Consider the following 26642-nt stretch of genomic DNA (forward strand, 5'->3'; position numbering starts at 1 on the left):
TCAGGCGCGGCTCAGAGCCTTTGCCAAAGCTTCAGGTTCGCGCGTCGACAGGTAGACGTACGGCGTCGGGTCCGAGGGATCGGTGATCTCCGCCCGCACCGCGGTCGTGACGTAGCTGCGCAGCAGCATGAAGGCGCGCGGATCGGCCTTGTACGTGCGCCACGCGCGGGCCTCCTCCGCGTCCAGGACGTGCACCTCGCCGAGGGCGGACAGCGGGATCTTCGCGTCGCCCGCGACCAGCGAGTCGGCGACGACGCGAACCCGGGCCGAGCCGTACGAACTGGTGATCACGGCCGCGATGAGCAGGCCGCCGACGAAGCCTCCGAGCAGCGGCAACGGGCCGAAGGGCAGCAGGATGATGGCGCCGACGACACCCACCATGAACGTGATGAGCCACCACGAGCGGGGCGCGGTGAGTCGTTCGTCGTAGGGCGTCGTCGAGGTCTCCATGGGCTCAAGCTTGGCACGATGCGTGGAGTGATAGGACGCGCGGGTAAGGTCTGCGGCTGTGAGTGGTACTTCTGCAGCTCTGACGCCCCCTGCCGACGCCATAGCCCCGGTGCGGCACCCCGACGCGCCCGCCCCAGGAGAGCTCCTCGGCGCGCACTACGGACACTGTTTCGGCTGTGGCGGCGAGCAGCCGCACGGGCTGCACCTGGAGGCGCGGGCCGGTGAAGGTGTCACCGTCACCGCCGAGTTCACCGTGCGCCCCGCGCATCAGGGTGCGCCGGGTCTTGCGCACGGCGGGGTCCTCGCGACCGCGCTCGACGAGACGCTCGGCTCCCTGAACTGGCTGCTTCAGGCCATCGCCGTGACCGGCCGCCTGGAGACCGACTTCGTGCGGCCCGTTCCCGTGGACACGGTGCTGTTCCTGTCCGCCGAGGTGACGGCCGTCGCCGGCCGCAAGATCTACTCGACCGCGACCGGCCGGATCGGTGGCCCCGACGGGCCCGTTGCCGTGCGTGCCGACGCCCTCTTCATCGAGGTCAAGGTCGACCACTTCATCGAGAACGGCCGCCCGGAAGAGATCGAGGCGGCCATGAGCGACCCCGACCAGGTCAGGCGCGCCCGCGCCTTCGAGGTGAACCCGTGAGCAATTTCCCTGGCGGTCCCGGCCACGAACTCGGCGTGCTCGTGCGGCGCGTCGACCCCGATGTGCCACTGCCTTCGTACGAGCATCCCGGTGACGCCGGAGCCGATCTGCGGACCACCGAGGCGTGCGAACTCGCGCCCGGTGAGCGGGTCGTTCTGCCCACCGGTGTGTCGGTCGCCCTGCCCGAGGGGTACGCGGCCTTCGTGCACCCCAGATCCGGCCTCGCAGCGCGCTGCGGCGTGGCTCTGGTGAATGCCCCAGGGACGGTGGATGCCGGGTACCGTGGGGAGATCAAGGTGATCGTGGTGAATCTCGACCCGCGCGAGAGCGTGCGGTTCGAGCGCTTCGACCGGATTGCCCAACTGGTGGTCCAGCAGGTCGAGAGGGTCCGCTTCCAGGAGGTCGCGGAGCTTCCCGATTCGGTGCGGGCCGAAGGGGGCTTCGGGTCCACCGGCGGGCACGCTGCCGTAGGTGGCCCGACCGTTGCCGGCAACGGCGCGGACGGTCAAAAGGGTGGGAATCGATACGCTTCGGTCGTATCCGACCGGGAAGGACAGTGACGTGTTCGGACGTCGTAACAAGAACGGCGCCGCCGAGGATGCGGCCGACGAGGCCGAGCAGGTCGTCGACAGCGTCGGCAGCGTGGACACGGACGAGCAGGGGTCGGACCGCGTCCGACTCGAGCCCGAGCCCCGTCCCGACGGTCCCTGGGACGACTCCGAGGTCCGCGAGCCCGGCGAGGGCCGGGTGGACCTGGGCGGAGTCTTCGTCCCCGGCGTGGAGGGCATGGAGCTGCGTGTGGAGGTCGCGGGCGACGCGATCGTCGCGGCGACCGTCGTCCTCCAGGACAGCGCGATCCAGCTCCAGGCCTTCGCCGCCCCCAAGAAGGAGGGCATCTGGGGCGAGGTCCGCGAGGAGATCGCCTCCGGCATCACCCAGCAGGGTGGTGTGATCGACGAGGTCGAGGGTCCGCTCGGCTGGGAGCTGCGGGCCCAGGTGCCGGTGCAGCTGCCGGACGGCACGGGCGGTTTCCAGGTCGTGCGGTTCATCGGCGTGGACGGCCCGCGCTGGTTCCTGCGCGGCGTGATCTCGGGCCAGGGCGCCGTGCAGCCGCAGGCGGCCGGCCTCCTGGAGCAGATCTTCCGCGACACCGTCGTGGTGCGCGGCGAGGGCCCGATGGCCCCGCGTGACCCGATCGTCCTGAAGCTCCCCGACGACGCGCAGATGGTCGCCGAGAGCTCCCAGGGCGATGGCGGCCAGGAGGCCTCGCGCTTCTCCGGTGGCATGGGCCAGCTCCAGCGCGGCCCGGAGATCACCGAGGTCCGCTGAGGCGCTCACACCGTCGTACGAGGCCGGGGCCGCGCATCCTTCAAGGGTGCGCGGCCCCGGTTTCGTGCATCAGGGTTGCGTCAAGGCCACCCGCCCGGCCGTCATCCGCCCCATTTGCGCAGATCGCAGGCCGTAGGCTCGACGCTGCGTGGAGCAGTCACGGGAAGACAATGAGGCCATGGGACGCGGGACGCGCGGGAAACTACGGATCTACCTCGGCAGCGCACCGGGCGTCGGCAAGACGTACGCGATGCTGTCCGAGGCACACCGCCGGGTGGAGCGGGGCACGGACTGCGTGGTGGCGTTCGTCGAGCATCACGACCGGCCGCGCACCGAGGTGATGCTGCACGGCCTGGAGCAGATCCCGCGCAAAGAGCTCGCGTACCGGGGGACGGTCTTCCACGAGATGGACGTGGACGCCGTGCTGCTGCGCGCCCCGGCCGTCGCCCTCGTCGACGAACTGGCGCACACGAACGTGCCGGGCTCGCGCAACGCCAAGCGCTGGCAGGACGTCGAGGAACTGCTTGGTGCGGGCATCGACGTCATATCGACCGTCAACATCCAGCATCTTGAGTCGTTGGGCGATGTGGTTGATTCGATCACTGGTGTACGTCAACGGGAGACGGTCCCCGACGAAGTCGTCCGCCGTGCCGACCAGATCGAACTCGTCGACATGTCGCCCCAGTCGCTGCGCCGCCGCATGGCCCACGGCAACATCTACAAGTCCGACAAGGTCGACGCGGCGCTCTCCAACTACTTCCGCCCCGGAAACCTCACCGCACTGCGGGAGTTGGCGCTCCTCTGGGTCGCCGACCGGGCCGACGAGTACCTCCAGGAGTACCGGGGCGAGCACAACATCCGTTCCACCTGGCAGGCCCGCGAGCGCATCGTCGTCGGCCTGACCGGAGGGCCCGAGGGCCGCACGTTGATCAGGCGCGCGGCGCGGCTCGCCGAGAAGGGCGCGGGCGGCGAGGTGCTCGCGGTCTACATCGCCCGCAGCGACGGCCTCACCGCCGCCTCGCCCAAGGAGCTGGCCGTCCAGCGCACCCTGGTCGAAGACCTGGGCGGCACGTTCCACCACGTCATCGGCGACGACATCCCCGCAGCCCTCCTGGAGTTCGCCCGCGGCGTCAACGCCACTCAGATCGTCCTCGGCTCCTCGCGGCGCAAGACCTGGCAGTACATGTTCGGCCCCGGCGTCGGCGCGACCGTCGCCCGCGAGTCCGGGCCCGACCTCGACGTGCACATCGTCACGCACGACGAGGTCGCCAAGGGGCGCGGACTCCCCGTCGCCCGCGGCGCCCGGCTCGGCCGGTCCCGGATCGTGTGGGGCTGGCTCACCGGCATCGGCGGCCCCGCGCTGCTCGCCCTTGTCCTCACGCACACCCACAGCGACCTCGGCCTCGCCAACGACATGCTGCTGTTCCTGTCGCTGACGGTCGCCGCCGCCCTGGTCGGCGGACTGCTTCCGGCGCTGGCCTCGGCGGCCTTCGGCTCACTGCTGCTCAACTACTTCTTCACGCCGCCGCTGCACCTGTGGACCGTCGCCGACCCCCGCAACATCGTTGCCATCGTGATCTTCGTGGGCGTCGCGGTGTCCGTGGCCTCGGTCGTGGATCTCGCGGCGCGGCGCACCCACCAGGCGGCCCGGCTGCGCGCCGAGTCCGAGATCCTCGCCTTCCTGGCGGGCAGCGTGCTGCGCGGCGACACCAGCCTGGAGGCGCTGCTCGAACGCGTACGGGAGACCTTCGCGATGGAGTCCGTGGCACTCCTGGAGCGGGAGGGCGACACCGCGCCGTGGACCTGCGCGGCGAGCGTCGGCACGCAGTCCCTCGGCCGGCCCGAGGACGCCGATGTCGACATGCCGGTCGGGGACCACCTGGCGCTCGCCCTGACCGGGCGCGTGCTGCCCGCGGAGGACCGGCGCGTGCTTGCCGCGTTCGCCGCGCAGGCCGCCGTCGTGCTCGACCGCCAGCGCCTGCAGTCCGAGGCCGACCAGGCGCGGGCGCTCGCAGAGGGCAACCGCATCCGTACGGCCCTGCTGGCCGCCGTCTCGCACGATCTGCGCACGCCGCTCGCGGGCATCAAGGCGTCGGTGTCGTCACTGCGCTCCGAGGACGTCGACTGGTCGCCCGAGGACCAGGCGGAGCTGCTCGCCGGGATCGAGGAGGGCTCCGACCGGCTCGACCACCTCGTCGGGAACCTGCTCGACATGTCGCGCCTGCAGACCGGCACCGTCACCCCGCTCATCCGCGAGATCGACCTCGACGAGGTCGTGCCGATGGCGCTGGTCGGCGTGCCGGACCCGGACCTCAACGTCGACCTGGACGTACCCGAGACGCTGCCCATGGTCAGCGTCGACAAGGGGCTCCTGGAGCGCGCCGTCGCCAACGTCGTCGAGAACGCGGTCAAGTACAGCCCGCCCGACAAGCCCGTCCTCGTCTCCGCGAGCACGCTCGGCGACCGCGTCGAGCTGCGCGTCGTGGACCGCGGGCCCGGAGTCCCTGACGAGGCCAAGGACCGGATTTTCGAGCCCTTCCAGCGCTACGGTGACGCTCCGCGCGGCGCCGGTGTGGGCCTCGGGCTCGCCGTGGCGCGCGGCTTCACGGAGGCCATGGGGGGCACGCTCGGCGCGGAGGACACTCCAGGAGGCGGGCTCACGATGGTCCTGACCCTGCGGGCCGCGACCCGCACCACCCCGGACACGGCCCCGGAGGCCGTACGGACAGCCGGACAAGCAGCCGGACAGGCAACTGGTCCCCAGAGAGGCAGGCACGCATGACCCGGGTGCTCGTGGTCGACGACGAGCCGCAGATCGTCCGCGCCCTCGTCATCAACCTGAAGGCGCGCAAGTACGAGGTGGACGCCGCCGCGGACGGGGCGCAGGCGCTGCAGCTCGCCGCCGCCCGCCACCCCGACGTGATCGTCCTCGACCTGGGCCTGCCCGACATGGACGGCGTCGAGGTGATCAAGGGGCTGCGCGGCTGGACCCGCGTACCGATCCTGGTGCTGTCCGCGCGGCACTCGTCCGACGAGAAGGTCGAGGCGCTCGACGCGGGCGCCGACGACTACGTGACCAAGCCCTTCGGCATGGACGAGCTCCTCGCCCGGCTGCGGGCGGCCGTGCGGCGGGCGGAGCCCACGGGTGGGACCGAGGACGAGGGGATCGTCGAGACCTCGGACTTCACGGTCGACATGGCCGCGAAAAAGGTAAACCGGGGCGGGCACGACGTACGGCTGACCCCCACCGAATGGCATCTCCTGGAGGTCCTGGTGCGCAATACGGGCCGCCTGGTCAGCCAGAAGCAGCTGCTGCAGGAGGTGTGGGGGCCCTCGTACGGGACGGAGACCAACTATCTGCGGGTGTACATGGCGCAGTTGCGGCGCAAGTTGGAGACCGATCCCTCGCATCCGCGGCACTTCGTCACGGAACCGGGGATGGGGTACCGATTCGAGCGGTGAGGCCCGCGAAAGCGGGTACACCAGCGGGTACGACCCTGTCACAGGGCCCAGGTACGCTTCCAGTATGAGTGCTGTTCCGCGTTCCGACAGGGCGTCCGAGAAGCCGGCGGGCCGGTTCCGGCGCATGCTCGACAGGCTGTCCAGTTCCCAGGAGGACCTGGAGTCGGAGGAGCTGCGCGAGGACTCGGAGACCACCGGCTGCACGCGCATCGGCGACTGCGCGGACCGACAAATGGTCACTGTTACTGGTACGTTGCGCACGGTAACCCTGCGACCACGCGCCGGAGTTCCCGCGCTGGAGGCGGAGTTGTTCGACGGCTCGGCCGCGGTGGACGTGGTGTGGCTCGGCAGGCGCTCGATCGTCGGGATCGAGCCGGGGCGCAAACTCATAGCTTCGGGACGGATCTCGATGAGTCGGGGCCGTAGGGTGCTGTTCAATCCGAAGTACGAACTCAGACCGCTCGGACGGGAGTAGCCGGTGACGTCCCTCGACAAGCCGACCGAACGTGAACCCGGAGTCGATCAAGGCGCCGTGACGGACAAGTCCGTGACCGAGGCCGCGCTCTTCGAGGCCTTCGGCGGCGTGCGGGGCATGGTGGAGACCGTCCTGCCCGGCCTCCTCTTCGTGAGCATCTTCACGGTCAACAAGGACCTGCACATGTCGGCCATCGCGGCCCTCGCGGTGTCCCTGGTCCTCGTCGTCGTGCGCCTCGTCATGAAAGACACCGTCAAGCACGCCTTCAGTGGCGTCTTCGGTGTCGCCTTCGGTGTTGTCTTCGCGATGATGACGGGCAACGCCAAGGCGTTCTATCTGCCGGGCATGCTCTACACGTTGGGGCTCGCGCTCGCGTACATCGTGACCACCCTGTGCGGTGTTCCGTTGATCGGGCTCATCCTCGGGCCCGTGTTCAAGGAGAACCTCTCCTGGCGCACCCGCAACCCCGGCCGCAAGAAGGCGTACGCCAAGGCGAGTTGGGCCTGGGGCCTGATCCTCCTGGCCAAGTGCGCGATTCTGTTCCCGCTGTACTTCTGGGCGGACACGGATTCTGCCAACACTCAATTCGGCTGGGTGCTCGTCGCGTTGAAGATCCCGCCGTTCCTGCTGGCGGTGTGGCTCACGTGGGTGTTCCTGGCGAAGGCGCCCGCGCCCATCGACGTGTTCGCGGAGATGGAGGAGAAGGAGCGGCAGGCCGAGGCCGAGCGCGAGCAGGCTCAGGCCGCCAGTGAAGAGAACGGGCGGGCGCGGCATCGCCGCGAGGTCTGACCCTCGTACGACCCGAGACTGACCCTCGTACGACCCGAGAACGGCCCGTCGTGAACGACGACAAGGAGGCGGCCCCGAGCCAAGAGCTCGGGGCCGCCTCCTTGTGCCTGCCTCATGCAGAGCAGCGCGTTACGCGTCCTCGCGTCGCACCGACAGCAGGTCCTCCAGCTGCTCCTCGCGCGCCTGCGCCGCGACGAACAGCAGCTCGTCGCCCGCCTCGAGGGAGTCCTCCGCGCTGGGGGCCAGCACGCGGGTGCCGCGGATGATCGTCACCAGGGACGTGTCCTGCGGCCACTGGACGTCACCGACCCGGGTGCCGGCCAGGGCCGACTCCTCCGGGAGGGTCAGCTCGACCAGGTTCGCGTCGCCGTGGCTGAAGCGGAGCAGGCGGACGAGATCGCCCACGCTGACCGCCTCTTCGACGAGCGCCGACATGAGGCGCGGCGTCGAGACGGCCACGTCCACGCCCCACGACTCGTTGAACAGCCACTCGTTCTTCGGGTTGTTGACGCGGGCGACGACCCGCGGGACCCCGTACTCGGTCTTCGCGAGCAGCGAGACGACCAAGTTGACCTTGTCGTCGCCGGTGGCCGCGATGACCACGTTGCAGCGCTGCAGCGCCGCCTCGTCCAGGGACGTGATCTCGCAGGCGTCGGCGAGCAGCCACTCCGCCTGCGGGACGCGCTCGACCGAGATGGCGGTCGGGGCCTTGTCGACGAGGAGGACCTCGTGACCGTTCTCCAGGAGCTCGCCCGCGATCGAACGACCGACCGCTCCGGCTCCGGCAATGGCGACCCTCATCACTGACCGCCTTCCTCGGGGCCCTCGGCGAACGCCGCCTCGACCTTCTCGACGTCGTCCGTGCGCATCATCACGTGCACGAGGTCGCCCTCCTGGAGCACCGTCTGCGACGTCGGCAGGATCGCCTCGCCGAGCCGGGTCAGGAACGCGACGCGTACGCCGGTCTCCTCCTGGAGGCGGCTGATCTTCTGGCCGATCCAGGACTCCGAGGCGTGCACCTCGGCGAGCTGGACGCCACCGGTGGGATCGCGCCACAGCGGCTCCGCGCCGGACGGCAGCAGGCGCCGCAGCATCTGGTCGGCGGTCCAGCGGACCGTGGCGACCGTCGGGATGCCCAGGCGCTGGTAGACCTCCGCGCGACGGGGGTCGTAGATGCGCGCCGCCACGTTCTCGATGCCGAACATCTCGCGGGCCACGCGGGCGGCGATGATGTTCGAGTTGTCACCACTGGAGACGGCGGCGAAGGCGCCGGCCTCCTCGATGCCCGCTTCGCGCAGGGTGTCCTGGTCGAAACCGACTCCGGTGACCCGACGGCCGCCGAAACCCGAACCCAGGCGACGGAACGCCGTCGGGTCCTGATCGACCACGGCGACCGTGTGGCCCTGCTGCTCCAGGGTCTGGGCGAGTTGGGACCCTACTCGGCCACAGCCCATGATCACGATATGCACGGCCCTACCCCGCACTCCTCATAGGCCTTCTGACCTGCGTAAACGTCCTGCTCATGGCTCTCTCTCGCGGGATGGTCCAGCCGGTGCGGCTCGATCTCGGGCACGATGCGGGCTGCTGTGCGGCTCGCGCTCTGGACCACCGTATCGGCTCTGTAAGAGATCTCCCCCTTCGCGTCGGTGGACAGTCGGTGGTCACATCTGCGCAGGCGTGGCGCACAGCACGAAGCTGAATGGGGGTGGTGGGTGGGCGACCCCCCGTTCGAACGCTTACGATCCTCTCCGTGTCCAAACTGACCGACGTGCCCAAACGGATCTTGATCGGGCGCGCACTGCGCAGCGACCGGCTGGGAGAAACGCTCCTGCCGAAGCGCATCGCTCTCCCCGTTTTCGCTTCCGACCCGCTGTCCTCCGTGGCGTATGCGCCCGGCGAGGTCCTGCTGGTCCTCTCCATTGCGGGCGTGTCGGCCTACCACTTCAGCCCCTGGATCGCGGTCGCGGTCGTCGTGCTGATGTTCACGGTCGTCGCCTCCTACCGCCAGAACGTCCACGCCTATCCGAGCGGTGGCGGCGACTACGAGGTGGCGAACACCAACCTCGGGCCGAAGGCCGGCCTCACCGTCGCGAGCGCGCTGCTCGTCGACTACGTCCTGACGGTGGCCGTGTCGATCTCGTCCGGCATCGAGAACCTCGGCTCCGCGGTCCCGTTCGTGATCGAGCACAAGGTGCTGTGCGCGGTCGCCGTGATCGTGCTGCTCACCTTGATGAATCTGCGCGGTGTGAAGGAGTCGGGGAAGCTTTTCGCCATTCCCACGTACGTCTTCGTGGCCGGCGTCTTCATCATGATCGCCTGGGGTGCGTTCCGCGGGCTCGTCCTCGGCGACGCCATGCACGCGCCCACCGCCGACTTCCACATCAAGGCGGAGCACCAGGGCCTCGCGGGCTTCGCGCTCGTCTTCCTGCTGCTGCGCGCCTTCTCGTCCGGATGTGCGGCGCTCACCGGCGTCGAGGCGATCTCCAACGGTGTCCCGGCCTTCCGCAAGCCGAAGTCGAAGAACGCGGCGAGCACGCTCGCGCTGATGGGCGGCCTCGCCGTCACCATGTTCTGCGGCATCATCGTGCTGGCCCTCGTGACCGACGTGCGGATGGCGGAGAACCCGGCGAAGGACCTGATCCACAACGGTGCCGCGGTCGGCTCCGGTTTTGTGCAGGACCCGGTGATCTCGCAGGTCGCCGAGGCCGTCTTCGGCGGCGGCAGCTTCATGTTCCTGGTCCTCGCGGCCGCCACCGCCCTCGTCCTCTTCCTCGCGGCCAACACCGCGTACAACGGCTTCCCGCTGCTCGGCTCGATCCTCGCCCAGGACCGCTACCTGCCGCGCCAGCTGCACACCCGCGGCGACCGCCTCGCGTTCTCCAACGGCATCGTGCTGCTGGCGGGCGCGGCGGCCCTCCTGGTCGTCATCTACGGGGCCGACTCGACGCGCCTGATCCAGCTGTACATCGTGGGCGTGTTCGTCTCCTTCACGCTCAGCCAGATCGGCATGGTGCGGCACTGGAACCGGCACCTGGCCACGGAGCGGGACCCCGCCAAGCGCCGCCACATGATCCGCTCCCGCGCGATCAACACGTTCGGCGCGTTCCTGACCGGCATGGTCCTCGTGGTCGTCCTCCTTACGAAGTTCACGCACGGCGCCTGGGTCGCACTGCTCGGCATGTGCATCTTCTTCGTGACGATGACCGTGATCCGCAAGCACTACGACCGGGTCGCCGAGGAGATCGCCGCGCCGGAGACCCCGACGGACGACAGCGTGCGCCCCTCGCGCGTGCACTCCCTGGTCCTCGTGTCGAAGATCCACCGGCCGACGCTGCGGGCGCTCGCGTACGCCAAGTTGATGCGCACGGACACCCTTGAGGCATTGAGCGTCAATGTTGATCCAGCAGAGACGAAGACGTTGAGGGACGAGTGGGAGCGTCGAGGTATTGACGTGCCGCTCAAGGTTCTTGACTCGCCGTACCGGGAAATCACCCGGCCGATCATCGAGTACGTGAAGAACCTGCGCCGCGAGTCCCCGCGCGACGCGGTCAGCGTGATCATCCCCGAGTACGTGGTGGGCCACTGGTACGAGCACCTGCTGCACAACCAGAGCGCGCTGCGGCTGAAGGGGCGACTGCTCTTCACCCCCGGCATCATGGTCACGTCCGTCCCGTACCAGCTGGAGTCCTCCGAGGCCGCGAAGAAGCGGGCCCGCAGACGGTCCGAGTGGAACGCGCCGGGTGCCGTGCGGCGCGGTCCGGTCGAGAAGCGCCCGAAGGAGCCCACCTCGAAGTAGCCGGGTGGCCGCCTTGGTGAGCGGCCGGACGACAGCCACGTAAACTGGTGGGCTGGTGTCCGGCCGCTTTTCCGTGGCCGCGACGCCGAAGACTTTCCCCTTACGTACTGGAGCCCCGCCATGCAGGCAGAACCGACGACGTCACTGGTGGGGGAGGAGTACGAGGTCGAGGTCGGCCCCGTCGCGCACGGCGGCCACTGCATCGCGCGCACGGCCGAGGGCCAGGTCCTCTTCGTCCGGCACACGCTGCCCGGCGAGCGGGTCGTGGCACGGGTGACCGAGGGCGAGGAGGGCGCGCGCTTCCTGCGCGCCGACGCCGTCCAGGTCATCGAGGCGTCCAAGGACCGCGTCGAGGCGCCCTGCCCCTACTCGGGACCCGGCCGCTGCGGCGGCTGCGACTGGCAGCACGCCAAGCCCGGCGCGCAGCGCCGCCTCAAGGGCGAGGTCATCGCCGAGCAACTGCAGCGCCTCGCGGGCCTCACGCCCGAGGAGGTCGGCTGGGACGGCACGGTCATGCCGGCCGAGGGCGACAAGCTCCCGTCGGGCGAGGTCCCGCAGTGGCGCACACGCGTCCAGTACGCGATCGACGCCGACGGCAACGCGGGCCTGCGCCGCCACCGCTCGCACGAGGTCGAGCCGATCGAACACTGCATGATCGCCGCCGAGGGCGTGTCCGAGCTCGGCATCGAGAAGCGTGACTGGTCCGGCATGGAGTCGGTCGAGGCGATCGCGGCGAGCGGCTCGCAGGACCGCCAGGTGATCCTCGCCCCGAAGCCCGGCGCCCGCCTGCCGATCGTCGAGCTCGACAAGCCGGTCTCCGTGATGCGGGTCGAGGAGAAGGACGGCGGCGTGCACCGCGTCCACGGCCGCCCCTTCGTGCGCGAGCGTGCCGACGACCGTACGTACCGCGTCGGCAGCGGTGGCTTCTGGCAGGTGCACCCGAAGGCGGCGGACACGCTGATGCGCGCCGTCATGCAGGGCCTGCTGCCGCGCAAGGGCGACATGGCGCTCGACCTGTACTGCGGCGTCGGCCTGTTCGCGGGCGCGCTCGCGGACCGGATCGGCGACAAGGGCGCGGTCCTCGGCATCGAGTCCGGCAAGCGTGCCGTCGAGGACGCCCGGCACAACCTGGAGGCCTTCGACCGGGTCCGCATCGAGCAGGGCAAGGTCGAGGCGGTCCTGCCGCGCACCGGCATCTCCGAGGTCGACCTCATCGTCCTGGACCCGCCGCGCGCGGGCGCCGGCAAGAAGACGGTCACCCACCTCACGACGCTCGGCGCCCGCCGCATCGCCTACGTGGCCTGCGACCCGGCCGCCCTCGCGCGCGACCTCGGGTACTTCCAGGAGGGCGGGTACCGGGTGCGGACGCTGCGGGCGTTCGACCTGTTCCCGATGACGCATCACGTCGAGTGCCTGGCGATTCTTGAGCCCGCCGAGAAGGGCCGGTCGTAGGCGGATTCGGGCGTCACGTCTTGTGCAGGGTGGCCGAAGGTGATTCGCCGTAGCGTTGGCGGTAGGTGGCGGCGAACCTGCTGCGGTGGGTGAAGCCCCAGCGGTAGGCGACATCGGTGACGGTCACCTGGCCCGGTTCCTTCGAGCGCAGCTCTGCATGGGCGCGGGCCAGCCGAATCCGGCGGAGGTAGTCCGTGGGCGGCATTCCGACGTACTGGCGGAACCCCTGTTGCAGTTGTCGGATGCCCACCCCGGAGATCTCCGCGAGGCCCGTCACGGTGAACGGATGCTCCGGGCGCGCCTCCATGGCGTCGATGGCGCGCTTGACCGGGGTCGGACGGCAGGGGGTGACCGGCCGGGCCAGTTGTTCGCGGTAGGGGTGATCGGCGGCCAGCAGCAGTCCGATCACCAGCGCCTCGTGCAGTCGGTCGGCCAGCAGCTCGTGATGGGTGAGCCCCCGCGACGTCTGGGCGTCTTCCGCCGCCGTCCGGACCAGCTGGGCCCAGCTGCGCCCGAGGCCGTGCGAAATGTTCATGGCGGGTTTCAGCCGAAGCGGCAACTGGATCGGGGCGTCGAGCAGACGCTCCAACTGGAGCTCCAGCTCGGGGCGTTCGATCTTGACCGCGAGAAGTCGGCAGTCTCCGCTCCACCGGTCCAGCACCGTGTTGTGGCCGGGCTGAAAGACCGCGGCTTCCTGCACGGTGGCCAGGAGGGGATCGAGGCGTCCCTGGTGCCACGCCATGGACCCGGACAGCGGCACGTCGACGTGGTAGGCCGCCAGTTCGCCGAAGCGCATGCACAGATCCGCACCGAACTGCAGGGTGCCGAGCGTCATACCGCGGAGCCTGCCTATCGCGAAGTGCCCGGTGAGAGTGGCTGATGGCTGGAGCAGGTCGATGACGTTGGGGTAGAAGTTGTGACGGATGACCTGGCGGGCCTCGTCCAGGTCGGACGTGCGGAGCTGGACGGGTCGGGCGAAATCGGCTCGTAGGGCCGAAACCCGATGCACGTTCCCGCCGTACTCAGGCACAGAATCGTTCGGCATTTGTGGAATTCTGCCGTCCCATTGATCAAGCCCCTCGCCGAGCTCGTACCGCAGCGGTCAATCAGCTGCGTTTAGAGGACCGCTGCATGTGCCAACCGGATCATGTCCTCGGGCACCAGCACCTAGCTTTCCATATGGGCAGTTGCCTGTCCTTCCGCAGTGCCGGACGGCCCGTGTCGCCCGTGACGCTGCGGCCGGCGTCCCGGGTTCCCGGACCCCGTACCCGGGACTTCGCGCTGAAGTGGCGTTGCTGCCTACGGTCCTGATGGGGACTCAGGACCGTAGGCGAGGACGGCCGGACAGGATCAAGGTCGGCGTTTGTGCGTCGGATCGTCGGGAAGGCGAGTCAGCCACACCCCCGATGGGCGCACGCGCCGAAGGAGAAACTGTCTATGCCGCAGCGCGAACCGGTCACCAGGAACCCCGACAAGGGCTACGTAGCCCTCCTCGGCTGGAGTCTCAACGCGGTGGAAGCTCTCGACCGGTTCGATCGGAGATACGTCGTGGTGGCCCCGGAGTGGGCCGAGGAGTACTGCGTCGAGCACGACATCCCGTACGTGCCGTGGAATTTCGAGCGGCTCAACGACCGCTCCGTGGAGATCGCCGAGACGCTGCAGAACGAGGGCGTCGACGTCGCGATCCCGCTGTACGAGGAAACAGTTGAGTGGGCGGGGGCGATCAACTCCGTTCTGTTGGGCAATCCGCGGCTGTACGGGCAGGCCATGCTGCTGCGGGACAAGGCGCTGATGAAGCGTCGCGCCCAACTCGGCGGCATCCGGGTCGGCATCTTCGAGGAGGCGCACGACCGGGACGACGTGACCCGCTTCCTCAAGCGCGTCAACCAGACCCTGCTCAAGCTGGACGGCGACCCGAACGACCCGATCCACCTCAAGGCGTTCGACAAGGCGGGATGCCTCGGGCACCGCGTCATCCGCACCCCCGACGAGGTCGACACGATTCCGGACGAGGAGTTTCCCGTCCTCATGGAATCCCACCTCGACGGCTGGGAGTTCGCGGTCGAGGCGTGGGTACACAACGGGAAGATCAAGTTCCTCAACATCTCCGAATACGTCACGCTGGGATATTCGGTGTTCGTTCCGGCGACCCCGGAACTGGAGCGCTACCGCCCGCAGATCACGGCGCAGATCGAGAAGCTCATCAAGACGTTCGACATCGAGTTCGGCTTCGTGCACCCGGAGTATTTCGTCACCAGTGACGGCGAGATGTACTTCGGCGAGGTCGCCTACCGGCCGCCGGGCTTCAAGGTGTTCGAGCTGCTTGAGCGGGCATACGGCTTCAACGCGTACCAGGCGCTGGTGCTGGCCTTCGACCCGAAGACGACCGAGGAGGAGATCGACGCCTTCTTCCCGCGCGAGGTCGTCGACGCGTCCGGAGTCGCCGGCTGCTTCGGTGTCTACCCGCGGCGCCGCGTCGTCAGCGACCTGGAGATCCCGGAGGTGACCGAGGACGACGACTACTACGAGTCGCACGACCTCTCGACGCCGCTCGAAGAGACCGTCACCAAGAGGACCGCGTTCGGAACCCATTGGGGCCTGGTGTACTTCTTCGGTGAAGACCCCTACCGAATGCGCGACCTGTTGAAGAAGCAGGAAGAGCTCGACTTCTACGTCTGACGACCGTCCTGACGACCGTGTGGACGCAGGAGGCCAACCCGAGGGAAACCCTTTGAAACCGACCGTCGACGCCAACGGTGGGGCCACGACGCTGGAGAAGCGCGCGGCCTCACTCGACGACGCCATCCAGGCCATGGCCGAAACCCGCGACTTCGGCAAGTACACGAAGCTGCGGCGGGTCCTGGAAGCACTGCGGCGGGTGCTCGTACAGCCGGGCGGCGCCGCGGCGGTCCAGGCCAGGGCGCAGGCACTTGAGGAAGCCGGCCTCTTCCAGGGGACGGACTGGGCGACACCGGAGATCCTGATTCCGGCGCTGGTGGGCCCGGGTCTGTACAGCGGAGACGCGGACACCGTCGTCATGGAGGCGACCAGTGAGCTGCGGATGCTCGCCGTCGCCCGCGGTGACTTCGAGCACCCGACGTTGCCCGCCGAGGACGCCCGCCAGTTCCTGTCCCAAGTGCTGGGGGCGAACCTGGAGTTGTTGTTCAACCCGCCCACTGAGGCGGAGCGGATCCAGCAGGGCAGGACCGCACAACTCGTCCGGGACCTGTTCCGCCACCTCGCCGACGAGATCGGGTACGACACCGTCCTGGACAAGCTGGTGGACGAGATCTGGCGGATCCTGCGCCAGCGTCCGATCCAGGTCGAGGCGGCGCAGTCCCTGATCACCCGGATCTCGATCTACCGCAACGACCCGGACGTCGCTCTCGGCGTGTCGTCGGGGCAGGGCATCGACCGGCTCATCTCCAGCCTGTTCGGGACCACAGAGGCGTGCCGGGAGGACCCGGGCCTCGACGTCTTCCGCTCCCGCCTCGAGGCGATGGACGCCGTCGGCCTGCAGTACGAGGCGACGGGGTTCGCGCGGGCGATGCACGACACCGGCCTGGTGTCGCCCTACCACGCGGAACTGCTCCGGTTCCTCCTGAGCGAGAGCGAGCACCTCTACCTCGTCGGGGAGGCGCTCGGCCTCTCCGACACCGGCCGGAACTGCCTGATGCGCTACAGCCAGTTGGTGCACCGGCTGATCGAGGTGGCCGTGCACCCACAGACCGCGCAATGCGTCTACGGCCTCGCGCTGCTGCTCGACCGCGGCATCCTGTACGAGCCGCCGGTGGTGCCCGCGCTGTGGCGCCAACTGGCGCTCGAACTCTCCCCGGTCGCGCACGAGCGGCTGACGACCGTCTTCGGCGACACGCCGGGGCCGCGGGCGCGCCTGGTCGCGGGGGTGCTCTCGGTGCTTGGCCTGCCGCTCGGCGTCGGCCAGGGCGACAACCCCACCTGCCAGTCGGCCCGCGCGCTGTCGATGTGGGCCTACAACGACCCGGACTACCTGCTGCAAGTGGTGGTCTGGGCCGCCCGCGACGACGAGATCCTCATGCACTTCGAGGGGCAGCCGATCTCGTCGAAGGACAGCGGGACCGGAGTCGCGAGCACGCTGCCGACGGACCTGGACCCCGTGTCGCTGCTCGTGGTGCCCCACCTGGACCGGATCTACGCCGAGATGGGGCGGCGCTGCGTCGAGCGGCCGGGGGACCCGCACCGGTGGGTCAACCCCGAGTTCCACGGCTGGTGGACGGCCCGCGGGTTCCACATCAACGTCGACGTCGCGACCGGCAACCTGGTCGAACTCGACGAGTTCCTAAGGCAGTTCCACGCCAGCTACCACCCGTTCTACAACGGTGAGCAGCCACTGATCCATCCGCAGCCCGCCGGTGTCGCCGTCACCGACAGCGCGGCCCGCTACGTCGGCTGGCACGCGATCACGATCCTGCGGGTCGCGCCGGACCCGCAGGACGTCATGCGGGTGTACTTCTACAACCCGAACAACGACAGCGGCCAGGACTGGGGCGACGGCGTCGTCGTCTCCACCGCGGGCAACGGCGAGCGGTTCGGCGAGGGCTCACTGCCGTTCGACCAGTTCGCCTCGCGGCTGTACATCTTCCACGCCGACCCGCTGGAGCACGGCGAACCGGAGCGGGTGCCCGCCGAGGACGTCACGCGCATCATCGGCTACATCGAGCGCAGTTGGGGCAACGACCGGCTGCCCGCAGGGATGCTGCAGGCCGTCGAGGGACCCGTCACGACGCCCGTGGTGGCGCCGTGGACCCCCGAGGGGTGAGCGAAGGCGTCGGTACGGGGCCCGGTTTCGCCGGGTTGCCCGCGATGATGTCGAAGAGGACGCGGGTGACCTGGGCCCCGAAGCTGTGCACGTCGTGGCTCATCGCGGAGAGCGTGGGGTGGGTCAGGCGGCAGAGCTGGGAGTCGTCCCAGGCAAGCAGCGAGAGGTCGTCGGGCACCGCCACCCCCATCTCCGCGGCGACCCCGAGCCCGGCCACCGCCATGATGTCGTTGTCGTAGACGATCGCGGTCGGCCGGTCGGGGCGGAGCAGGAGCGAGCGCGTGGCCCGGGCCCCCTCCTCGTCCGCGAAGCCGGTGTTGAGGTGCAGGTCGGTGTCGAGACCGAGCCCGCGCAGCGTCGACTGGAACGCCTCCTCGCGGATCGCGCTGTGCCCGAGGTCGGCCGGGCCGCCGACGCGGGCGATCCTGCGGTGACCGAGCGCCGCGAGGTAGCGGACCGCCTCCGTCATCGCGGTGGCGTCGTCGGTCCACACGGAGGGCAGGCCGCCCGTGAGGTCCGGGTGGCCGACCGCGACGGCCGGGAGCCCGAGCCGGGAGAGCGGTTCGATGCGCGGGTCGTCCTGGTGGAAGTCGACCAGCACACTGCCGCCGATCTGGCGTTCGCGCCACCACGTCTGCTGGAGGGCGATCTCCTCGTCGAGGCTGCTGACCAGGCGTAGGAGCAGCGAACAGGAGTGTTCCGCGAGGACGCTCTCGATGCCGGAGATGAACTCCATGTAGAAGGGTTCGAGGCCGAGCAGCCGGGCCGGGCGGCACAGGGCGAGGCCGATCGTGTCCGTGGTGCGCCGGGAGAGGCTGCGCGCCGAGGAGTTCGGCGCCCAGCCCAGCTCCCGTGCCGCGGCGAAGATCCGCTCGCGGGTGGCATCGGAGAGCCCGGGCTTCTGGTTGAACGCGATCGACACCGCGCCCTTGGACACCCCGGCGGCGGCCGCGACGTCCTTGATGGTGACGTTGCGGATCGGGGCGGTCATGCCGGTTCCACGCAGAAGAGGGCGGAACGGATCGCGTTGGCTCCCGCGCCTCGCGCGCCGGTGAGGCGGATCCGGGCCCGCTCGCCGGGCAGCAGCGTGACCAGTCCGCGGTCGGCGGTCGCGTGCGGGGAGACACGGTCGGGCTGGAGCAGCAGGTCGCGTACGAGGGTCTGGGCGGTCACCACGACGTCGACTGTATCCGGGTCCCCGCCGACGGTCTCGGTCACGACCGTGAAGCGGGGCTCGGGGTAGCCGAACTCCTTGTCCCGTACGGGGAAGTGGAGCGCGCGCGAGCCCTCCGCGTCCGCGACCAGGAACTCCTTGGCCGAACCTGCGGCGGGCACGAGTTCGCCCGGCACCGGCACCCGCAGCGTCTCGCGAGCGCCCGCGGTCGCCCGCAGCCGGGTCTGCCCGGCCACGGTCCCGTCGGCGCGCATCAGGCGCAGGGTGACGGTGGTGTCCCACGGTGCGGCGCCCAGGTTGGAGAGCACCAACTCCGGTGTATCTGTGGCTGGTTGCAGTGTCAGGAGTCGGTCGGCGTAGACGCGGCGCAGTTCGTGGTGGAGGGGCTTGAGGCGGCCGTCGCCGTCGATGGCGGACCAGGAGCTGACCGGCCAGCAGTCGTTGAGCTGCCACACGATGGTGCCGGCGCAGCGCGGCCAGTTGGCGCGCCAGTGCTCGATGCCGGTGGCGACGGCGCGGGCCTGGACGACCTGGGTGAGGTAGTGCCAGCGGTCGAAGTCGCCCTCGGGAGCGGCGAAGTGGCGTTCCAGGCCGCGCTGAAGCTTGCCGCTGCCGTCCTCGGCCTTCTGGTGGTGGAGCATGCCGGGGGAGTCGGGGGCGAGCTTCTCGCCGGGCAGGGCGCGGCGCAGCGTGGCCAGCGCGGGCGGTGCCTGCCAGCCGAACTCGGCGACGAAGCGCGGGACTTCGGACCGGTACTCGGTGTAGTCGAGCCGGTTCCACACCTCCCAGGAGTGGAATGTGCCGTGGTCGGGGTCGTTGGGGTGGTGGTCCCAGGAGCCGGACCAGGGGCTGCCGGCGGTGTAGGGGCGGGTGGGATCCAACTCGGCGACCACGCGCGGGAGTATGCCGAGGTAGTAGCCCTCGCCCCACGAGTCCCCTGCGAGTTCGTCCTCCCAGCCCCAGTCGCGAAAGCCCCACAGGTTCTCGTTGTTGCCGTTCCACAGGACGAGGCTGGGGTGGGGCATGAGGCGCACGACGTTCTCGCGGGCCTCGGCCTCCACCTCGCCGCGCAGCGGCTGCTCCTCCGGGTAGGCGGAGCAGGCGAAGGGGAAGTCCTGCCAGACCATGAGGCCGAGCTCGTCGCAGGCGTCGTAGAAGGCGTCGTCCTCGTAGATGCCGCCGCCCCAGATGCGTACGAGGTCGACGTTGGCATCGGCGGCCTGGGTGAGGCGGGTGCGGTAGCGCTCGGGGGTGATGCGGGAGGGCAGGACGTCGTCGGGGATCCAGTTGATGCCGCGTGCGAAGATGCGGATGCCGTTGACGACGAAGGTGAAGCCGGTGCCGTGTTCGTCGGCGCCGCGGTCGATCTCGACGGTGCGGAAGCCGACTCGGTGCTGCCAGGTGTCCAGCGCCCGGTCGCCTTCGAGGAGCGACAACTCGACGTCGTACAGCGGCTGTTCGCCGTATCCGCGTGGCCACCAGAGGTGTGCGTCGGGGACGTCCAGGGAGAGTGTGGCTGCGTCGCCCTCGAAGGTCGCGTGCGTCTCGATGCCCGCCACCGAGGCCCGTGCCGCCAGCGGACGCCCGGCGCCCTGCGAGGTGCGCTCGACCTCAACCCGCAGCTCGACACGGCCCGTTGAGCCGTCGACCGTCACCAGCGGCCGTACTCGTGCGAAGCGTGCGGTCGACCAGCGCTCGATCCGGACCGGGCGCCACAGGCCCGCCGTCACCACGGTGGGCCCCCAGTCCCAGCCGAAGGAGCAGGCCATCTTGCGGATGTACTGGGACGGCGCCGGATAGACGTTGGGGCGATCCCCGGTCAACTCCCGTACTGTGGCTGCCTCTTCGTAGGCCGAGGCGAATTCCACTCGCAGTTCGCCGGAGCGGCCGGTGACGTCGAAGCGGTACGAGCGGTGCATGTTGCGGGTGCGGGCGAGCGGCTTCCCTCCGAGGGTGATGCGGGCCGCCGTGTCGATGCCGTCGAGGACCAAGTCCGTTCGCTCGTGCGGGCCTTGGCCTGCTTCGAGCGTGCGGGTGTACGTCCAGGAGCGTCGGCCCACCCACTCGATCTCGTGCTCGTTCGTGCCGAGGAACGGGTCCGGGATCAGGCCCGCGGCCAGGAGGTCGGTGTGGACACATCCGGGGACACGGGCGGGGACCCCGGTCCCGTCGTGGTCGAGGCTCCAGCCCTCGCCGAGCTGGACGGCGTCCTTCATGGTGCGGCTCCCATCGTGCGGCTGTCATCGGACTTGCAGCAGGCCCGAGTTGGCGATCCGCGCCAACTTAACTCTGGTTGAGTGAACCGGTCTAGTCCCCTTCGCCAAGGGTGATTTGGCAGTCGACTGCTCCAAGGGCCTTTACCGGTTCACAGTTCGCTGCCATAGTGCCGTCAGCCGCTGGGCCGGAGCCGTCAAACCCTCGAAGGAGTGGGGCACATGAGGATGAAGCCGAGCAAGCCATTGGGCGTCGCGCTGCTCACCACCGCGATGCTGGCAGCCGCCGGGTGCAGTGGAGGAAGCACGGGGACGGGCGGGGAGGCGAAGGCGCCGACCGACCCCAAGGACGTATCGGGCACCATCACCGTCCTGACCCACCGCACCGATCTCGTACAGAGCGGGGCGATGAAGAAGTACGCCGCCGAGTTCAATAAGACGTACCCGAAGGTGAAGGTCAAGTTCGAGGGCATCACCGACTACGAGGGCGAAGTCAAGATCCGCATGAACACCGAGAACTACGGTGACGTGCTGATGATCCCCGCGGTCATCGGCAAGAACGACTACCCAAAGTTCTTCGCCCCGCTCGGTGACACCGCGGACATGGAGAAGAAGTACCGCTTCACCGGCAAGACGGATGTGGGCGGCAAGACGTACGGGGTGGCGAGCTTCGGCACGGCCAACGGCTTCCTCTACAACAAAGCCGTGTGGAAGAAGGCCGGCGTCACCGACTGGCCGACCACGCCGCAGGAGTTCCTCGACGACCTGAAGGCGGTCAAGAGCCGGACCGACGCGGTGCCGTACTACACGAACTTCAAGGACGGCTGGCCGCTGAGCAGCCCCTGGTCCAACTCCATCGGCTCGGTGAGCTGCGACGTGAAGGCCAACGACAAGCTCGCGTCGGACAAGAAGCCGTGGGCCGCCAGCAGCGATCTCAACGTCATCGACACGCTGCTGTACGACATCGTCCACGACAAGTACGCCGAGAAGGACCCGACCACCACCAACTGGGAGAACTCCAAGAACCTGCTGGCCAAGGGCAAGATATCGAGCATGCTGCTCGGCTCCTGGGCCGTCACGCAGATGCAGGACGCCGCAAAGAAGGCGGGCGAGAACCCCGACGACATCGGGTTCATGCCGTTCCCGGTCCAGAAGGACGGAAAGTTCTGCGCCACGCTGCTCTCCGACTACCAGCAGGCCGTGAACATCCACTCCGAGCACAAGGCCGCCGCCCGCGCCTGGCTCGACTGGTTCACCGAGAAGTCCGGCTACGCGGCCAAGGAGGGCGCCGTCTCCGCGCTGCGCTCCGCGCCGATGCCGGTGACGCTCAAGCCGTACGAGGACAACGATGTCGAGTACATCGAGCGTTCGGAGGCGAAGACCGGGCAGGTCAACGCGATCGACAACGCGTCCGAGATCGGGCTCAGCAAGCAGGACTATCGGCAGAAGCTGATAGACATTGCGCGGGGTGCGCAGAAGGGGTCGTTGGAGGGGTACTTCGACGAGCTCGATCAGCGGTGGGGCGAGGCGTCTGCGGCTGCGGGTGGGTGAGTGATGGGTTCTGGTGGGAAGTTCAGTTCGGCGTCGGCCGGGCCTACGTCGCGGGGCTCTGCCCCGGGCCCCGCTGCTCAATCGCCGCAGGGGCTTGATAAGCCCGCTGCTCAATCGTCGCCGTGGGTTGAAAAGCCTGCTCAAACGCCGCAGAGGCTTGATGTGCTGCGCAAGGTCACCCCGTGGCTGTTTCTGCTGGTGCCGCTCGCGTTGCTGATCACGTTCACGTACGTGCCGGTCGGCAACATGATCTATTACAGCTTCACGGACTGGGACGGGGTCAGTCCGGAGCGGAACCTCACCGGGGTCGACAACTACACCCAACTCTTCACGCGGCCCGAGCTGTTCAGGGTCTTCTTCGTCAGCTTCTACTACCTGGCCGCGTCGGCCGTGCAGATCGTGATCGCGCTGTACTTCGCGACGGTGCTCAGCTTCGACCTGCGCTTCCGGAACCTCTTCAAGGGCATCCTGTTCTTCCCGTACCTGATCAACGGCGTCGCCATCGGCTTCGTCTTCCTGTACTTCTTCCAGGACGGCGGCACCCTCGACTCGGTGCTCTCGTGGTTCGGGGCCGGCGGCGACCACGCGTGGCTCGGTGACGCGGAGTCGGCGAACACCTCGCTCGCCGGGGTGTCGGTGTGGCGGTTCACCGGACTCAACTTCGTGCTGTTCCTCGGTGCGATCCAGTCGATCCCGGGGGAGTTGTACGAGGCCGCGCAGCTCGACGGAGCCTCGCGGTGGCAGCAGTTCCGGCACATCATCGCGCCCGGCATCAAACCGGTGCTCAGCCTCAGCGTGATCCTCGCGGTCTCCGGCTCGCTCGCGGTCTTCGAGATCCCGTACATCATGACCAGCGGCGCGACCGGCACCTCGACCTTCGTCATCCAGACGGTGAAGCTCGCCTTCCAGTTCAACAAGACCGGGCTCGCCTCGGCCTGCGCCGTGGTGCTGCTCCTGATCATCCTGCTGATCACCTGGATCCAGCGACGCCTTGTGCCCGACGAGAAAGTGGACCTCGTATGACCGCTCTACCTGTAGTGGACCGGGCCCGCAGGCGGCCGCGCGTCGGCACGGTGCTCACCTATCTCTCCCTGGTCGTCGCCGCCCTCGTGGTCCTCGTACCGCTCGTCGTCGTGCTCCTCACATCGCTGAAGTCCTCGCACGAACTCGCCCAGGGCGGAGGGGCGTTCAGCCTTCCCGAGGACTGGCTGAACCTCTCCAACTACGTCACTGCCTTCCGCGACGGCAAGATGCTGAGGGCGTTCGGGAACACGGCGTTCATCCTGCTGTTCTCGATCACCGGCACCGTCCTCATCGGCTCGATGACGGCCTACGCGATCGACCGCTTCCAGTTCCGCCTGAAGAAGACGGTCATGGCGCTCTTCCTGTTCGCCACGCTCGTACCGGGGGTGACGACGCAGGTCGCCACCTTCCAAGTGGTCAACAGCTTCGGCCTGTTCGACTCGCGGTGGGCGCCGATCCTGCTCTACATGGGGACGGACATCGTCTCGATCTACATCTTCCTGCAGTTCATCAGGGGCATTCCGACTTCGCTCGACGAGGCCGCCCGGATCGACGGTGCCAACACCTTCACCATCTACTGGAAGATCATCCTGCCGCTGCTCAAGCCGGCCATCGCCACCGTCGTCATCGTCAAGGGCATCACGACGTACAACGACTTCTACATCCCGTTCCTCTACATGCCCTCTGAGGACAAGGGGACGATCTCCACCGCGCTGTTCCGGTTCAAGGGGCCGTTCGGCGCGCACTGGGAGGACATCTCCGCCGGCGCGATCCTCGTGATCCTGCCGACGCTGCTCGTCTTCCTGTTCCTGCAGCGCTACATCTACAACGGCTTCGCGGCCGGTGCCACGAAATGACCGGCCCGCCGCCCGCACGGCGCGTCACGATCACCGACGTCGCGGCTCGCGCCGGGGTGTCGCGGGGCGCGGTCTCCCTCGCGTACAACAACCGCCCCGGCCTCTCCGACGCCACACGGACCCGCATCATGGCGGCGGTCGCCGAACTGGGCTGGTCGCCGCATCGGACACCGGGCAAGCTGTCCGGTTCGGCGACAGGGGCCGCGGACACCGTCGGGCTCGTCATCGCGCGATCGGCGCGGCAGCTCCAACTGGAGCCGTTCTACGTGGAGTTCATTTCCGGCGCCGAGTCCGTCCTGGAGGAGCACGGCTGTTCGCTCCTCCTCCATCTGGTGCGCGACACGGCCCGGGAGATCGCCGTGCACCGGCAGTGGTGGCGCTCCCGCCGGATCGCCGGATCCATCCTGGTCGACATCCAGCACGACGACCCCCGGATCGCCGCCCTGCGCGCGATCGGCCTCCCGGCCGTCGCGGTCGGCCATCCGTCCCTGACCGGCGGCTACACCTCGGTGTGGACCGACGACGAGACCGCCGTACGGGAGGTGGTGCGCCATCTCGCGGCGCTCGGGCACCGGCGGATCGCCAGGGTCGGCGGCCATCCGGCGTTCGGCCACACCGGCATCCGTACCGCCGCGCTGAACCAGGCCGTCGCCGACCTCGGCCTCGAACCGGCCCACAACGTCACCACCGACTTCTCCGGCGAGCAGGGCGCCCGCGCGACCCGCCGGCTGCTCGCCTCCGCGCGGCGGCCCACGGCGATCGTCTACGACAACGACATCATGGCGGTCGCGGGCCTCGCGGTCGCCGCCGAACTGGGCCTGAACGTCCCGGAGGACGTCAGCCTGATCGCCTGGGACGACTCCCAGCTGTGCCGGCTCACGCACCCGAACCTGTCGGCCATGAGCCACGACGTCTTCGCGTTCGGCGCCGATGTCACCCGCCGCCTCTTCGATGTCGTCCACCGCCGCAACCCTTCGTCGGAGCCCGTCGCGCTGCCCGTGCTGGTGCCCCGCGGCAGCAGCGCGCCGCCGCGGGGCGTGGGAGTGGGTTCGGAGGTCAGAGTGTGAGCTCGCCCTGGTTCAGGACGCGGGGGTGGAAGTACGTCGACTGGATCTCGGCGTTGGTGTTGTTACCGCGCAATTGCTCGGACCACAGCATGAACCAGGCCCATTGCGGCTGGCTCGTCAGCAGCGAGGCGTTGGGCATCTTGCCCATTTCCGCGATGGCCATCGGCTTGGTGCCGGCGATGCTCCGCATCTGCTGATAGTCGGCGGAACTCGGGTAATTCTTGTACCAGGCGTCGAGGGACACGACGTCCACGTATTGGCTGCCCGGGTAGTAACTGCTCCAGCCGCCCGCCGGATTGTCCTGCACGTTCCAGACCCAGATCATATTGTCGAGACCCTTGGTGTTGGCCAGGTAGTCGTGCGTGATCTGGTACAGGCGCGCGCTGCCATTCGCGCCCGGCCGGTTCCCCCACCAGTTCCACGACTCGTTCATTTCGTGGAGCGGGCGGAAGAGGGCGGGCACTCCCGCGTCCTTCAACTGCTTGAGATAGGGCACGACTTCGTCGAGCCGCTTCTTCCACGCCGTGTTGAGGGCGCTGCCGTCGGTGACGAGCTGAGAGAACTGCGCGTCCGAGATGTTCGACTTCACGCCACCCTCGAACGCGCAGCTGCTGCCCCCGGTCGGCGGGCAGACGTGCCAGGTCAACGCCACCAGCGAGCCGTTCTTCCACTCCGTCTTGGCCTGGTCGATCACGCGCTGGCGGTTCGCCACGTCGGTGGCGTTGAACATCAGGTCGCCGCCCCACAGGCCGGGGTACTGGCCGGTGACGTCCTTCACCTGTTGCGTGTACGCGCCGGGCGAGGTGGCGGGCTCCTTGTTGTGCTGGCCGGAAATGATGTGATTCCCGGAAACGGACCGTAAGTAATTCAGTACGGTCTGCTTGGAACTCGGCGGGAACGCCTGCGCCGATTCCGTGGCGGGCCAGGCGAAGAGGCCCGCGGCGATGGCTGCGGCCGCCGCGAGGAAGGCGACGCAGTGTTTGATTCTCTTCATTGTGGGGTCCCAGCTCTCGGGATGAGCGGAATGCTTGTCGCCAAGACGGTGGCGGGAATTCCGGCGGGCGTCAATGGATTGCGCCGCATCCCGAGAGCTGTGGGCCCCACTATTTACTGAACGTTTTGTAAACGCCGTTCAGTCCACGCTGTAGCAGCGGATCACGATGGCGACCCCGTCCTCCGGGCTGCCCTCGTCCCGCGCGTGTCCGACGAAGACCGTGCGGGCGAGCCAGAGATGGGCGGGCGCGTCGGTGCGGAACGTCGGCGCCGTGCGGAAGTAGCCGGAGTCCTCCACGTAGTAGCCGCGGTTGACGATGTCGATGACGGCACCGTCGTCCGCCCGCAGGAGGTAGCGGGCCTCCAACTCGCATACACCGCCTCGGGTGTTCGACCAGTCGCCGCCGCCGGGCAGCACCGTGCCGTTGAGGCGCGGGCCGGTCACGGTGCCGCCGGTGATCGGGGTGAACTCGGTGCTCTCGCCGGCGCCGTGGCCGATGTGCAGCGGCTCGGTGACCTCGGCGCGGATCTCGAAGGCGTAGGTGAGTGAGGGGGTGTGGGGCACGCGAA

At 68.9% G+C, this 26642-nt stretch carries 23 protein-coding genes; 15 read left to right on the top strand and 8 right to left on the bottom strand.

Annotation, left to right across the window (positions count from 1 at the left end; translation table 11 throughout):
• The gene (locus tag OHA73_RS31715) at positions 1–450 is read right to left on the bottom strand and encodes a DUF3093 domain-containing protein (protein ID WP_266714995.1); all 450 of its coding nucleotides are present in this window, start codon (positions 448–450) and stop codon (positions 1–3) included.
• A gap of 58 nt (positions 451–508) precedes the next feature.
• Between OHA73_RS31715 and OHA73_RS31720 the strand changes: the two genes are divergently transcribed.
• The 7 genes from OHA73_RS31720 to OHA73_RS31750 all read left to right on the top strand — a co-directional run bounded on the left by OHA73_RS31720 (position 509) and on the right by OHA73_RS31750 (position 7148).
• On the top strand, positions 509–1093 hold the full coding sequence (locus tag OHA73_RS31720) for a PaaI family thioesterase (protein WP_266714996.1): 585 nt from the start codon (positions 509–511) through the stop codon (positions 1091–1093).
• A gap of 35 nt (positions 1094–1128) precedes the next feature.
• Positions 1129–1653 carry a dUTP diphosphatase gene (gene dut, locus OHA73_RS31725; RefSeq protein ID WP_266718947.1) on the top strand — a complete coding sequence of 175 codons (525 nt, stop codon included), beginning with the start codon at positions 1129–1131 and terminating at the stop codon, positions 1651–1653.
• A gap of 1 nt (position 1654) precedes the next feature.
• Positions 1655–2422: a DUF3710 domain-containing protein gene (locus tag OHA73_RS31730; RefSeq protein ID WP_266714997.1), complete on the top strand. Its 768-nt coding sequence runs from the start codon at positions 1655–1657 to the stop codon at positions 2420–2422.
• A 178-nt stretch (positions 2423–2600) separates the two neighbouring features.
• On the top strand, positions 2601–5204 hold the full coding sequence (locus OHA73_RS31735; protein WP_327656721.1) for a sensor histidine kinase KdpD: 2604 nt from the start codon (positions 2601–2603) through the stop codon (positions 5202–5204).
• Positions 5201–5884: a response regulator gene (locus OHA73_RS31740; protein ID WP_266714999.1), complete on the top strand. Its 684-nt coding sequence runs from the start codon at positions 5201–5203 to the stop codon at positions 5882–5884. Before OHA73_RS31735 ends, OHA73_RS31740 begins: the two co-directional genes overlap by 4 nt.
• 64 nt (positions 5885–5948) lie before the next feature.
• Complete coding sequence (locus tag OHA73_RS31745) at positions 5949–6359, top strand: OB-fold nucleic acid binding domain-containing protein (protein WP_326022759.1); 411 nt, start codon at positions 5949–5951, stop codon at positions 6357–6359.
• Between the two features lie 3 nt (positions 6360–6362).
• Positions 6363–7148 carry a DUF3159 domain-containing protein gene (locus tag OHA73_RS31750; protein WP_267068904.1) on the top strand — a complete coding sequence of 262 codons (786 nt, stop codon included), beginning with the start codon at positions 6363–6365 and terminating at the stop codon, positions 7146–7148.
• Between the two features lie 129 nt (positions 7149–7277).
• Here the strand turns inward: OHA73_RS31750 and OHA73_RS31755 are convergent, their stop codons facing one another.
• Positions 7278–7949, bottom strand: a complete 672-nt coding sequence (locus tag OHA73_RS31755; protein ID WP_266715002.1) for a potassium channel family protein — start codon at positions 7947–7949, stop codon at positions 7278–7280.
• Positions 7949–8617: a potassium channel family protein gene (locus OHA73_RS31760; RefSeq protein ID WP_266715003.1), complete on the bottom strand. Its 669-nt coding sequence runs from the start codon at positions 8615–8617 to the stop codon at positions 7949–7951. Before OHA73_RS31760 ends, OHA73_RS31755 begins: the two co-directional genes overlap by 1 nt.
• Before the next feature lie 281 nt (positions 8618–8898).
• Here OHA73_RS31760 and OHA73_RS31765 point away from each other — a divergent pair, with 281 nt between their 5' ends.
• Both OHA73_RS31765 and OHA73_RS31770 read left to right on the top strand, forming a co-directional pair.
• Positions 8899–10944 carry an APC family permease gene (locus OHA73_RS31765; protein WP_266715004.1) on the top strand — a complete coding sequence of 682 codons (2046 nt, stop codon included), beginning with the start codon at positions 8899–8901 and terminating at the stop codon, positions 10942–10944.
• A gap of 120 nt (positions 10945–11064) precedes the next feature.
• Entirely contained in the window at positions 11065–12396 is a 1332-nt protein-coding gene (locus tag OHA73_RS31770; RefSeq protein ID WP_266715005.1) for a class I SAM-dependent RNA methyltransferase, read from the top strand.
• Between the two features lie 13 nt (positions 12397–12409).
• Here OHA73_RS31770 and OHA73_RS31775 read toward each other — a convergent pair whose 3' ends face one another.
• Positions 12410–13441 (bottom strand): AraC family transcriptional regulator, encoded by a 1032-nt coding sequence (locus OHA73_RS31775; RefSeq protein WP_327656722.1) that lies wholly within the window; start codon positions 13439–13441, stop codon positions 12410–12412.
• A gap of 392 nt (positions 13442–13833) precedes the next feature.
• Between OHA73_RS31775 and OHA73_RS31780 the strand changes: the two genes are divergently transcribed.
• Together OHA73_RS31780 and OHA73_RS31785 are read left to right on the top strand one after the other, a co-directional pair.
• Positions 13834–15075: an ATP-grasp domain-containing protein gene (locus tag OHA73_RS31780; protein WP_266715007.1), complete on the top strand. Its 1242-nt coding sequence runs from the start codon at positions 13834–13836 to the stop codon at positions 15073–15075.
• A 52-nt stretch (positions 15076–15127) separates the two neighbouring features.
• Entirely contained in the window at positions 15128–17194 is a 2067-nt protein-coding gene (locus tag OHA73_RS31785; protein WP_266715008.1) for a hypothetical protein, read from the top strand.
• Here the strand turns inward: OHA73_RS31785 and OHA73_RS31790 are convergent.
• Complete coding sequence (locus tag OHA73_RS31790; protein WP_327656723.1) at positions 17154–18185, bottom strand: LacI family DNA-binding transcriptional regulator; 1032 nt, start codon at positions 18183–18185, stop codon at positions 17154–17156. The genes OHA73_RS31785 and OHA73_RS31790 overlap by 41 nt on opposite strands.
• Complete coding sequence (locus OHA73_RS31795; protein ID WP_327656724.1) at positions 18182–20584, bottom strand: glycoside hydrolase family 2 protein; 2403 nt, start codon at positions 20582–20584, stop codon at positions 18182–18184. The genes OHA73_RS31790 and OHA73_RS31795 overlap by 4 nt, the downstream gene beginning before the upstream one ends.
• A gap of 225 nt (positions 20585–20809) precedes the next feature.
• Here OHA73_RS31795 and OHA73_RS31800 point away from each other — a divergent pair, with 225 nt between their 5' ends.
• From OHA73_RS31800 to OHA73_RS31815, 4 genes are read left to right on the top strand one after another with little or no spacing between them, the layout of a single operon-like run.
• Entirely contained in the window at positions 20810–22132 is a 1323-nt protein-coding gene (locus tag OHA73_RS31800; protein ID WP_327658561.1) for an ABC transporter substrate-binding protein, read from the top strand.
• Between the two features lie 3 nt (positions 22133–22135).
• The gene (locus OHA73_RS31805; RefSeq protein WP_327656725.1) at positions 22136–23155 is read left to right on the top strand and encodes a carbohydrate ABC transporter permease; all 1020 of its coding nucleotides are present in this window, start codon (positions 22136–22138) and stop codon (positions 23153–23155) included.
• Positions 23152–24012: a carbohydrate ABC transporter permease gene (locus tag OHA73_RS31810; RefSeq protein WP_327656726.1), complete on the top strand. Its 861-nt coding sequence runs from the start codon at positions 23152–23154 to the stop codon at positions 24010–24012. Before OHA73_RS31805 ends, OHA73_RS31810 begins: the two co-directional genes overlap by 4 nt.
• The gene (locus tag OHA73_RS31815) at positions 24009–25079 is read left to right on the top strand and encodes a LacI family DNA-binding transcriptional regulator (protein WP_327656727.1); all 1071 of its coding nucleotides are present in this window, start codon (positions 24009–24011) and stop codon (positions 25077–25079) included. The genes OHA73_RS31810 and OHA73_RS31815 overlap by 4 nt, the downstream gene beginning before the upstream one ends.
• On the opposite strand, the gene OHA73_RS31820 is transcribed toward OHA73_RS31815, so the two are convergent.
• Both OHA73_RS31820 and OHA73_RS31825 read right to left on the bottom strand, forming a co-directional pair.
• Positions 25069–26073, bottom strand: coding sequence for a glycosyl hydrolase (locus OHA73_RS31820; protein WP_327656728.1), 1005 nt, complete (start codon positions 26071–26073; stop codon positions 25069–25071). The two genes, OHA73_RS31815 and OHA73_RS31820, sit on opposite strands and share 11 nt — an antisense overlap.
• 138 nt (positions 26074–26211) lie before the next feature.
• Positions 26212–26637, bottom strand: a complete 426-nt coding sequence (locus OHA73_RS31825) for a DUF3237 domain-containing protein (protein ID WP_327656729.1) — start codon at positions 26635–26637, stop codon at positions 26212–26214.
• Positions 26638–26642 lie beyond the last annotated feature (5 nt).

Origin of the sequence: Streptomyces sp. NBC_00483 (assembly GCF_036013745.1) — a bacterium.
In the GTDB taxonomy this organism is placed as follows: Bacteria; Actinomycetota; Actinomycetes; order Streptomycetales; family Streptomycetaceae; genus Streptomyces.